Origin of the sequence: Mycobacterium sp. (genome assembly GCF_032159775.1) — a bacterium.
Taxonomy (GTDB): Bacteria; Actinomycetota; Actinomycetes; order Mycobacteriales; family Mycobacteriaceae; genus Mycobacterium.
On sequence record NZ_JAVHWK010000169.1, the window covers coordinates 1 to 10,062 of the forward strand.

Genomic DNA, 10,062 nt, shown 5'->3' on the forward strand with positions numbered 1-10,062 from the left:
TGCCTAGATTTGCGGCATGACCGTCACACGTGTCTTCCCCTCCCCTGACGAGGTCGAGGCGAACACACCCGCGACGCGGGACCGTGCGATCGACGTCATCAGGATGGTGTCGTTGGTCGGCGTGGTCGTCGGGCACACGATCATGGCGACGAGCATCATCCGCAGCGACGTGCTCATCTGGAGCAACCTGCTCACCGCGTCCGTCGTCTTCCAGGCGCTGACTTGGGTGTTTCAGATCATGCCGCTGTTCTTCTTCGCGGGCGTCGCGGCTTGTATCGACACTTGGCGTAGCGGCGACAGTTGGGGCAACTGGCTGATGCGCCGCTGCACCCGGCTGTACCGGCCGGTGTTCTACTACCTGGCATTCTGGATTTCCGCTCTGGCGATACTTCGCTACTTCCTGCCTGAACACGTCTACGACCCCGTGGCGGGGATCTCGATTCAGCTGCTCTGGTTCCTCGGCGCTTACGTGCTCGTGCTCGCCGCCGTCCCACTGCTTGCGCGCATCACCACCGGCGGCGGCCTGATCGCGGCGGTCGCAGGAACGTACGCCTTCGTGGCGGTGGTCGACGCGATCCGAATCAACGGCGATGTCCCGGTGGGCTTCGGTTATCTCAACCTGGTGGCGTGGCTGATCCCCGGCATGCTGGGCGTCGCGTACCGGCGACACCTGCTCGCGGGCCGCGCGGCACTGATGCTCGGCGCGGTGATGCTCGCGGTCAACCTCGGACTGATCTGGCTGGGCCCCTATGAACTCAGCCTGGTCGGCATCGAGACCCAGCATGTCAAAAATATGACGCCGCCGTCGCTGTTGTTGGCCGGACACGCAATCATGATGTGCGCGTTCGCGATTGCCGCGGCGCCCGCGATCGCGCAGTGGGCGCGGCGGCCGCGCGTGTGGTGGCTGACCGCCGTCGGTAGCTCCGGGGCGATGACGCTGTATCTCTGGCACATCCCGGCGCTGCTTTTCATGCACCTGGTGTTCGACTACCTCGGCTATCCGCGTTTCGACGCAGGCGCTGCCGGCTTCGTCGCGCTGTCCATCCTGCAGTTGATCGTCATGACCGTCCTGGTCACGACGGCGTTCGTCGCGCTGCGCCCGTTGGAGAACAAGCCACTTCCGCTCTGGGACGGCGGCTACGTGGCCGCGACAGGTCCGCGCAGCGCGGCGGTGGGCGTGCTGCTGTGCGTGGCCGGTGCGGCGACGCTGGCCTCCGTTGGTTGGGGCCTCAAGGGACCGGGGCTGTATTGCGTGGCGGTGATGCTGGCGGCGCTGATCGGCGCCCGCTTCCTGGCTGGCGACCGGCCCGTCACCGCTGCGCGGGTTTGCGCGGCGAGCACGCCCGCAAACACGAGGTAGGTGAGTCCTCGCATCCCGAACCGGGGCCGGCTAACCGCTCTTGCGGCGGAATTCCCGACGGCTCTCCAGCGGGCCGTGCGCCTTGGGTTGCTTGTTCCCACCGTCTCGATGCTCGGAACCGCCTGCCGACTTAGCGTTCTTGCGTTCCAGCGCCTCCCGGAACTTCTTCTTCGTGTCGTCTTCCGGTGCTTCAGCCATAGCCGCAGCTTAGCGCGGCGGCTTCGGACCGTCGCGGACTTTTCTGGTGGCTCAGCGCATACCGGGCGGCATGCCGTACACGTGCGAGATCGGCAGAGTCAGCATTACCCGGCGGTCGTCGACCATCGCGCGGCGGTAGTCGTCCCAGTCGGGGTGCTCACCGGCGATGTCCCGGTACAGGGCGATCAGCGCCTCGACGGTGTCGTCGCGTTCGGAGGCGGCCGGCGGGGTGAGGATCGCGTCACCCTCGGCTACCGCATACGACCACCCGTCGTCGCAGCTGACGTGCAGCGATGCCCGCGGATCCCGGCGCAGATTGCGAGTCTTGGCCCGCGGTTCGGTGATCGACGATGCGACGGTGAGCTTGCGCGGGTCGAAGTGGTAGGAGACGTTGGACAGCTGCGGCCTGCCGTCCCGCTTGATGGTGGCCAGGACGCCCAGCGAGTTGTTGCTGATCACCGCGAGCAGCTTGTCGTCGAACACCTGGCGGACCATTCCCCGAGCCTACGTGTGCCACCGGCGGGGTCGACCCCGATTCGCAGCGAGTACCTACTATGGGCGGATGACGAAGTTCGCCGCGTTCTTGCGCGGTGTCAACGTCGGCGGTGTCAACCTGAAGATGGCCCAGGTCGCCGCCGCGCTGGAAGATGCCGGTTTCACGAACGTCAAGACGATCCTCGCCACCGGTAACGTATTGCTGGAGAGTCGATCTGGCGCCGACGCCGTTCGCAAAAAGGCTGAAAAGGCACTGCGCGACGAATTCGGCTACGACGCCTGGGTGCTGGCCTACGACCTGGACACCGTGCGGGCGATAGCCGACAAATTTCCGTTCGAGCGCGAGGTCGACGGGCACCACAGCTACGTCACGTTCGTGACCGACCCCGACGTGCTCGACGAACTGGCCGCGCTCGCCAAGGACGCCGGTCCGGACGAGAAGATCAAGCGCGGCAAGGGCGTCATCTACTGGCAGGTGCGCAACAAGGGCACCCTGGACACCACGATCGGCAAGACGATGGGCAAGAAGCGCTACAAGTCGTCGACGACCACCCGCAACCTGCGAACGCTGGACAAGGTACTCAAATGAGCAAAACAGATGGCTCCGCCCTGACCGGAGTCTCCGAGACCGCGTTGATGACGCTGGTGGTGAGGGCCACCGAAGCGCGCAGGCCGGACTCCATCATCGACGACCCGATGGCGATCAAGCTGGTCGACTCGATCGACTTCGACTTCGCCAAGTTCGGCTTCACCCGACGCCAGGACATGGCGCTGCGGGCACTGACCTTCGACGAGTACACCCGTCGTTACCTCGTCGACCACCCGGCGGCAACGGTCGTGGCGCTCGCCGAGGGGCTGCAGACAAGCTTCTACCGGCTCGACGCGTCGGGTGTCGGCGACCAGTTCCGTTGGCTCACCGTCGATCTCCCTGTGATCACCGAGCTACGCGACCGGCTGTTGCCGCCATCGGATCGGGTGACGACGATCGCGCAGTCGGCATTGGACTTCAGCTGGATGGACCAGGTGGACCCGTCCGACGGAGTCTTCATCACCGCCGAAGGCCTGCTGATGTACCTGCAGCCGGAAGAGGCCCTCGGCCTGATCGCCGAATGCGCCAAACGATTTCCCGGCGCCCAGATGATGTTCGACCTTCCGCCGGTGTTCTTCGCCTCGTGGGTTCGCGGCGGCTCGCGGGTCTCGCTGCGCTACCGGGTGCCGCCGATGCCGTTCGTGCTGTCGCCGTCGGATGTCGCAAACCTGGTGCACACCGTGCCGGGCATCCGCGCCGTGCATGACCTGCCGATGTTGCCGGGCCGAGGCAAAGTGATCAACGCGTTGATGTGGACCCTGCAGCGGGTCCCGGTGCTCGACCCCCTGCGACCGGTGGTCACCCTACTCGAGTTCGGTTAGCCGAACGCCGCTTCGACGTACTTCAGGGCATCTCCCTTTTCTACGCCCAGAGCCTTGGCCGCGGTCGCGTAGGTGTGTGCGGCGGTCGCCATCGCGGCGTCGGCCGGATCCGTGCGTGCGACGAAAGTGCCGAAGCGCCCGCGTGTTTCGAGGATTCCAGCCGACTCCAGCTCGCGATATGCGCGGGCGACGGTGTTGACCGCCATGCCCAGCTCCGAGGCGAGTTCGCGCACTGTCGGCAGTCGTGTTCCCGGCGGCAGCCGGCCACTTCGAATTCCCTCGATGATCTGACTTCTGAGCTGGTCGAAGAGCGGTTTACCGCCGCGCGGATCAGCTTTAACCCATTCCCCCAAATCGGCCACGTGCTCAGTATCGCTCATAGCGTTAGTTTGGTCAGGTGCAATTGACGGTCCTCAGCGGAGCGGGTATCTCAGCCGAAAGTGGGGTTCCGACGTTTCGCGACGTCGAGACGGGGCTGTGGGCGAAGGTCGACCCGTATGAGATTTCCAGCGCCGAAGGCTGGCACCGGCATCCGGAGAAGGTCTGGGCCTGGTACCTCTGGCGGCATCACCTCATGCAGGGCGTCGAACCGAACAACGGGCATCGCGCCGTAGCGGCGTGGCAGGACCACGCCGAGGTGCACGTCGTCACCCAGAACGTCGATAACCTGCACGAACGCGCCGGCAGCCAACGGGTCTACCACCTGCACGGCAGCCTGTTCGAATTCCGTTGCGACCGTTGCCAACGCGAATACCTCGGTCAGCTGCCCGACATGCCGGAGCCGGTGGAGACGGTTGCGCCGCCACAGTGTCCGTGCGGCGGCCTGATCAGGCCCAACGTGGTGTGGTTCGGCGAGCCGCTGCCCGAGCGCGAGTGGCAGAAGTCGGTCGACGCCGTCAGCAACGCCGATGTCGTCATCGTGGTCGGCACCTCGTCGATCGTGTACCCGGCCGCCGGGCTGCCTGAACTGGCGCTGGCCAACGGCATTCCGGTGATCGAGGTCAACCCCGAACGCACGCCGCTGTCGGACGCCGCGACGGTCACGGTGAGAGAACCGTCCGCCGAAGCCCTGCCGACCCTGCTGCAACGCCTGCCGTCGCTCCTCGGCTAGGCGACGGGCCTGGTTGCGCGGCCGATGGTGTACTCGGCGACCGGTGTGGGGAACCATGCGGGCATCGCGGGCTCGTGACGGCTGCGGCCCACTTCAAACCCGGCCCCGACGATCGATGCCTCCGTGTCGCGATGGGTGTGGCAGTTGCCCATCAGGCGGGGCCACACCGTGGCGTCGGCGACCTTCTGCAGCCGGCCACGGAAGCCGCCGCTTCCGACGTGCTCGAGGAAGCGCAGCTCACCACCCGGCCGCATGAGCGAGAACAGCTGTCGCAGAACGATATTGGGATCGTCGATTGAGCAGAGCACCAGAGAGCACACGACCGCGTCGAACGGCGCCCCGTCGGTTCCGGCAAGGTAATTCTCGACGGTGCCTGCGCTCACGGTGACCGGAACCGGAGCCCTTTCCGCCGCTGACCGCGCCTGCGGCTCCAGCCGTCGCTCGGGCTCGACCGCCACCACCTCGGTCACCGTTGTCGGGTAGTAGGCGAAGTTCGTCCCGGTGCCTGCGCCCACCTCCAACACGCGACCGGCCAGGCCGGCGAGATTCTCAGTCCGCAGGCGCTGAATCTCCTCGGTCTCGTGGCTGGACAGGAACGTCCACAGCCGCGCGAAGAATGGGTTATCGGTGGTGTTGCTGGCGTCGGTCACGACTTCCTTTCCGGCGGTTGGCGATTCAGCAGCCACGCGACGGTCTGCTGAGGCGTCGCATCCTCATCCTCGACGAGCCCGAGCACGATATGACCCAGACACGCCGCCGACATCGTCTGGTCGGCGAACTCCTCGACATCACCCCACGGCAGATACGGCTTCGAGATGAGCAGCGCCGCAATGCCGTGCGCGGCGGTCAGCAGTTGCATAGCGGCCTTCGTTGGGTCGTCGGCGCGGAAGACGCCCTCCTCGATCAACAGCTCCACCGAATTACGCAGGTGCGCAAACACCGAACTGTTCAACGTCGTGTCGATGTCGCTACCGGGCCTGCCCTCGCCCATGGTGGCGATGCGGTACAGCTCGGGTGTTTGCATGGCGAATCGGACGTAGGCCAGGCCCTGAGCGCGAAGCACGTCGACGGTCGACGGCTGATCGGCCGAGACGCGCTGCATCTCCTCGTCGAGCTTCTCGAAATAACGTGCGCACACCGCATCCAGCAGCGCGTCCTTGTCGGCGAAGTGCAGGTAGATCGACGGCGGCGTCACACCGACCCGCTGCGCCACCGACCGGATCGCCACGGCCTTGGCGTGGCCGGTCTCCAAAAGCAACTCGGTGGTGGCGTCGAGAATCTCGTCTCTCAGCTGGTCACCGGAGCCGCGGGGGGCGCGCCGACGCTTCAGAGGCTGCAAGGACATCGTCAACCAGTGTCCGTTGCCGAGATCGCCGCGCGCTCACGTTTCTCCGCCGGCGGAATGAGGTCGTCGGGTGACTCACTGATACCGATGCGATCATGCAGCCGCGCCAGCGGTTTGGGGGCCCACCAGTTCCACCGGCCCAGCACATGCATGAAGGCGGGCACCAGCAACATTCGCACGAGCGTTGCGTCGACGAGGATCGCCAGCGTCAGCCCGACCCCGAACATCCGCATGAACGACACCTGGGCGGCCATCAACGCGGCGAACGAGATCGACATCACCACCGCCGCCGCGGTGACGACGCGACCGGTGCGCGCAAGCCCGAGGGCGACGGCCTCGTCGTTGTCGGCGCGGGTCTTGCCAGGCAGCGACAGCCAGTACTCCCTGATCCGGCTGACGAGGAACACCTCGTAGTCCATGGACAACCCGAACGCGATGCAGAACAACAGCACGGGCATGTTGGCGACCAGCGTGCCGGTTGGCGTGGTGCCCAGCGCACCGAGATGGCCGTCCTGAAATATCCACACCAGCGCACCGAACGCCGCCGTCAACGACAACACGTTGAGCAACAACGCCTTCAAGGGAAGCACCACGCTTCCCGTCAGCAGGAACAGCAGCACGAACGTGATGGCGGCGATCGCCGCGAGCACGAGCGGAAGCCGTTCGGTGATGCCGCTCGAGCTGTCTTCGTTGATCTGCGCGACGCCGGTCAGCTGCACCGGCTTCCCCTCGGGAGTGCTCACCGCGCGCAACCGGTCGAGCTGAGTCTCGGACGCGTCGGAGAACAGCGGGGCGTCGCTACCGACGGTTAGGAACGCGCTGCCGTCCTTCAAACCCGTTGCCGCCGAGGGAGGACCGGCAGGTCGACCCTCGGCGAAGGTTCCTGTCGGAGACGACACCGACGACACATCGGGCACCAGGGATAGGTCGGCGGCGTAGCGGCCCAGCTCCTGCGGCGTGATCCCGCTGGCGTCGGGGATCACCACGGTCGCGTCGCGCGCCGCGTCGACGGCGAAGTCCTTTCGCATCTGGTCGCCGACCTCGCGGGCCGATAACGACTGGGGCAGCACGCGGTCGTCGGGGAATCCCCACTTCGCACCGAGGAACGGTGCGCCGAGTAGAAGCAGAAGCACGATGATCGCGAGCCCGATCGGAATTGACCGGCGCATAACGAATTTCGTGCTGCGATACCAAAAGCTGTCTTCGACCGACTTCGGCGTCGGCTCGGGTCGCCCGAGTATCCGTCGCACCAGGCGGCGAATGTCCAACGCGTCGAGCCGGTCGCCGAGAAGCACGATTGCGGCGGGCGCCACCACGATCGCGGCGACGGCCGCGAATGACACCACCGCGATCCCGGCATATGCGAACGATTTCAGGAAGTACATCGGGAACAGCACCATCGCGACCATCGACAGCGCGACCGTCATCGCGGAGAACAGCACGGTCCGCCCGGCGGTGGCCATCGTGCGTATCAACGCCTCGTCGCGCTGTGACCCGGCGGCCAGTTCGTCGCGATATCTGCTGATGATCAGCAGCGTGTAGTCGATTGCGAGCGCGAGCCCCATCGCGACGCTCAGGTTGAGCGCGAATATCGACACGTTGGTCACGAACGTGATCGCATGCAGCACCGCCATCGACCCGAGGATCGCGAAGCCGCCGACCGCCAGCGGCAGGGCCGCGGCCATCAATCCGCCGAACACCCAGACCAGCACGAGAAAGCTGAGCGGTATCGCGATCGACTCCATCAACAGCAGGTCTTTTTGGGTCTGGCCGTTGATTTGGACATAGATCATCGCCTCGCCGCCGGCGCGGACGGTGACGCCATCGCGATCGTGCACCAACCGCTCCGTGAGCTCCTTGGTGTACTTCTGCGCGTTCGTCTCCCCGCCGGTGATGCCCGCGACGATGAGCCCCGTCTTGCCGTCCGTGCTGACGAGGGCCGGGGTCGCCGTCGGCGGCGCGGTCCATGCCGAGGTCACGTCGACCACATGCGGAGATGCCTGCAGCTGCGAGGCGAGTTCGGTGCCGACCGCGCGCGACTCGGCGCTGTCCATCCCGCTGTCGGATGTCACGCTGAGGATGAGCTGCATGTCGCCCTGGCCGAACTTGTCGATGAGCAACTTGGCGGCTTTGGCCGACTCCGACGTCGGGTCCTGAAATCCGCCTGCGGACAGGCTTTTGGTGACGGGGATTCCGAAGATGCCCGTGGCCACCATCACCAGCAGCGCGATGACGATGATCCGTTTCGGCGCTCTGATAGCCATCCGCGCGATTAGTTGAAGCACGTGTATCCCCTCCACACCAGCCCAACTGTGGCTACCAACGCTAAGTTATCAGCGATAACCTATCGTCGTCAAAGCGACCTCGTGCTGGTACCACGACCCGCGCCGTCGAATCGTTCACAGTTCTTACGCAGCGATGAATTTCCGACCGCGCGGCAGTCGGTAGTGCATGACCAACACATCCACAGGATCCGCACAGGGCTCTCGGCTCGGCGCCACGGTGACCACCGCAACCACTCGAACGACGACCTCAACAGCCGAAGTCGGCCTGCTGATCCTTCGCATCGGCGTCGGCGCCGCCCTGGTCCAGGCCGGCCTCATCAAGGCTTTGGACTTCGGCGCGACCGCGGGCTTCATGGAAGCGGGCGGCTGGCGGCTCCCGACGATCGGTGCCCTGATGGTGACCATCGCAGAGACCCTCGGCGGAATCGGCCTCATCCTCGGCGTCCTCACGCCGCTGGCCGCGTGCGCCGTCGCCGGCGCGATGATCTGCGCCTGGGCCGTCAACGTCTCGCAGGGCGCGTTTTGGTCGGAGCCGTTCAACGTGCCGTTCCTGTTGTTCCTCGGTGCGACGACGCTGCTGTTAACCGGGGCCGGGGCCTATTCGGTGGACGCGCGCGTGCTCGGCCGGCCGCGGTGGTCACCCCGAATCGCGGTCGGACTGCTCGGACTGGCGTTCGCCGTGGCGATCCTGACGTGGATCGTGCTGAATGGCACAAATCCGATTCATTTGAGCTCACCGGCATAATCGCAGGTCAGCTACTCGCCAGTAACTTGGCACCCTACCGGGCGGTAAGAATTGCCACGATATTCCGAATCGTGACTCAAAGATCTCTTAATGGTGACCCATACGCTCAGAGTCATGTGGATCGACGACACCAGTGCTGATGTCATCAAGGTTGACTTCGAGGCGCTCTACCACGGCGATGTCCTGGTTGAGGGCGATACCTCCGAGCAGCTTGACGGCGACCAGCAGCTGCCCTACGCAGTCTGAGGCAACGCGCTCGCACTGAGCGCGTTGACCGATCAGACAGTTTGCCCCATCTGGGGCCCTCGTTGATCCTTCGTTGTTCCCAAAAACTAGACTCGATCGCTTACGCGACATTCTCCCTTGCCGAAACATCGACCATGTCGGCCAGCCGTTCGGTGATCAGTTCCTCCGCGTCGGCCACGATGCGTGAGACCAACTCGTCGCACGTCGGGATGTCGTTGATCAACCCCATTGCCGTGCCAACCGACCAGATGCCGGCGTCCAGGTCGCCGATCTCGTAGACCTTGACTCCCCGCGAGCCCGCGACGAGGTCTTTGACGTCCTCGAACTGGCCACCGTTGTTCAATATCTGCACCACCTCGCGGGACACCGCGTTACTCGCGACGCGCGCAGTGTTACGTAGAGGCCGGAAGATCATCTCGGTGTCGAGTTCGGTGCCCGCCACAATCGCTTCCTTGACGTTCTGATGGATGGCCGACTCGGCGGTGCACATGAACCGCGTGCCCATGTTGATGCCGTCGGCGCCGAGGGCAAGCGCTGCCACCAGGCCGCGACCGTCGGCGAAGCCGCCGGAGGCGATCATCGGGATGTCGATCTTGGCGGCCGCCGCAGGGATCAGGACCAGGCCGGGAATGTCATTCTCGCCGGGATGGCCTGCACATTCGAAGCCGTCGATGCTGATGCCGTCCACGCCGAGGCTCTGCGCTTTGACCGCGTGGCGCACAGAGGTGCACTTGTGCAACACCTTGATGCCGTTGTCATGGAACATCGGCAGGTGCGGCGCTGGGTTCGAGCCCGCGGTTTCGACGATCTTGATGCCCGCGTCGACGATCACCTGCCGGTACTCGTCATACGGCGGCGGGTTGATGG

13 protein-coding genes are annotated in these 10,062 nt (G+C 65.3%); 6 read left to right on the forward strand and 7 right to left on the reverse strand.

Translation table 11 applies throughout. The features are described from left to right. Positions 1 to 16: 16 nt before the first annotated feature. Positions 17 to 1,360, forward strand: coding sequence for an acyltransferase family protein (locus QOJ24_RS22470; protein WP_526265289.1), 1,344 nt, complete (start codon positions 17 to 19; stop codon positions 1,358 to 1,360). A gap of 30 nt (positions 1,361 to 1,390) precedes the next feature. On the opposite strand, the gene QOJ24_RS22475 is transcribed toward QOJ24_RS22470, so the two are convergent. Beyond that, entirely contained in the window at positions 1,391 to 1,558 is a 168-nt protein-coding gene (locus QOJ24_RS22475) for a DUF5302 family protein (RefSeq protein ID WP_526265291.1), read from the reverse strand. Between the two features lie 51 nt (positions 1,559 to 1,609). Further along, positions 1,610 to 2,053, reverse strand: a complete 444-nt coding sequence (locus tag QOJ24_RS22480) for a PPOX class F420-dependent oxidoreductase (RefSeq protein WP_526265292.1) — start codon at positions 2,051 to 2,053, stop codon at positions 1,610 to 1,612. Between the two features lie 67 nt (positions 2,054 to 2,120). Here QOJ24_RS22480 and QOJ24_RS22485 point away from each other — a divergent pair, with 67 nt between their 5' ends. After that, positions 2,121 to 2,642: a DUF1697 domain-containing protein gene (locus QOJ24_RS22485; protein WP_526265294.1), complete on the forward strand. Its 522-nt coding sequence runs from the start codon at positions 2,121 to 2,123 to the stop codon at positions 2,640 to 2,642. After that, complete coding sequence (locus tag QOJ24_RS22490) at positions 2,639 to 3,463, forward strand: class I SAM-dependent methyltransferase (protein ID WP_526265296.1); 825 nt, start codon at positions 2,639 to 2,641, stop codon at positions 3,461 to 3,463. The genes QOJ24_RS22485 and QOJ24_RS22490 overlap by 4 nt, the downstream gene beginning before the upstream one ends. Here QOJ24_RS22490 and QOJ24_RS22495 read toward each other — a convergent pair. Then, positions 3,460 to 3,825, reverse strand: coding sequence for an Rv1152 family transcriptional regulator (locus QOJ24_RS22495; protein WP_526265310.1), 366 nt, complete (start codon positions 3,823 to 3,825; stop codon positions 3,460 to 3,462). The genes QOJ24_RS22490 and QOJ24_RS22495 overlap by 4 nt on opposite strands. Before the next feature lie 35 nt (positions 3,826 to 3,860). Between QOJ24_RS22495 and QOJ24_RS22500 the strand changes: the two genes are divergently transcribed. After that, entirely contained in the window at positions 3,861 to 4,574 is a 714-nt protein-coding gene (locus tag QOJ24_RS22500) for an SIR2 family NAD-dependent protein deacylase (RefSeq protein WP_526265298.1), read from the forward strand. Here QOJ24_RS22500 and QOJ24_RS22505 read toward each other — a convergent pair. From QOJ24_RS22505 to QOJ24_RS22515, 3 genes are read right to left on the reverse strand one after another with little or no spacing between them, the layout of a single operon-like run. After that, complete coding sequence (locus QOJ24_RS22505) at positions 4,571 to 5,224, reverse strand: class I SAM-dependent methyltransferase (RefSeq protein ID WP_526265300.1); 654 nt, start codon at positions 5,222 to 5,224, stop codon at positions 4,571 to 4,573. The two genes, QOJ24_RS22500 and QOJ24_RS22505, sit on opposite strands and share 4 nt — an antisense overlap. Next, complete coding sequence (locus tag QOJ24_RS22510) at positions 5,221 to 5,919, reverse strand: TetR/AcrR family transcriptional regulator (RefSeq protein ID WP_526265302.1); 699 nt, start codon at positions 5,917 to 5,919, stop codon at positions 5,221 to 5,223. The genes QOJ24_RS22505 and QOJ24_RS22510 overlap by 4 nt, the downstream gene beginning before the upstream one ends. Positions 5,920 to 5,921: 2 nt before the next feature. Continuing rightward, positions 5,922 to 8,204 carry an MMPL family transporter gene (locus tag QOJ24_RS22515; RefSeq protein WP_526265304.1) on the reverse strand — a complete coding sequence of 761 codons (2,283 nt, stop codon included), beginning with the start codon at positions 8,202 to 8,204 and terminating at the stop codon, positions 5,922 to 5,924. A 166-nt stretch (positions 8,205 to 8,370) separates the two neighbouring features. Between QOJ24_RS22515 and QOJ24_RS22520 the strand changes: the two genes are divergently transcribed. Both QOJ24_RS22520 and QOJ24_RS22525 read left to right on the forward strand, forming a co-directional pair. Then, positions 8,371 to 8,949, forward strand: coding sequence for a DoxX family protein (locus QOJ24_RS22520; RefSeq protein WP_526265306.1), 579 nt, complete (start codon positions 8,371 to 8,373; stop codon positions 8,947 to 8,949). Positions 8,950 to 9,063: 114 nt separating this feature from the next. After that, positions 9,064 to 9,195, forward strand: coding sequence for a hypothetical protein (locus QOJ24_RS22525; RefSeq protein ID WP_123025409.1), 132 nt, complete (start codon positions 9,064 to 9,066; stop codon positions 9,193 to 9,195). Positions 9,196 to 9,295: 100 nt separating this feature from the next. Here QOJ24_RS22525 and QOJ24_RS22530 read toward each other — a convergent pair. Further along, a partial coding sequence (locus QOJ24_RS22530; protein ID WP_526265308.1) for an NAD(P)H-dependent flavin oxidoreductase occupies positions 9,296 to 10,062 on the reverse strand: 767 nt, incomplete at its 5' end.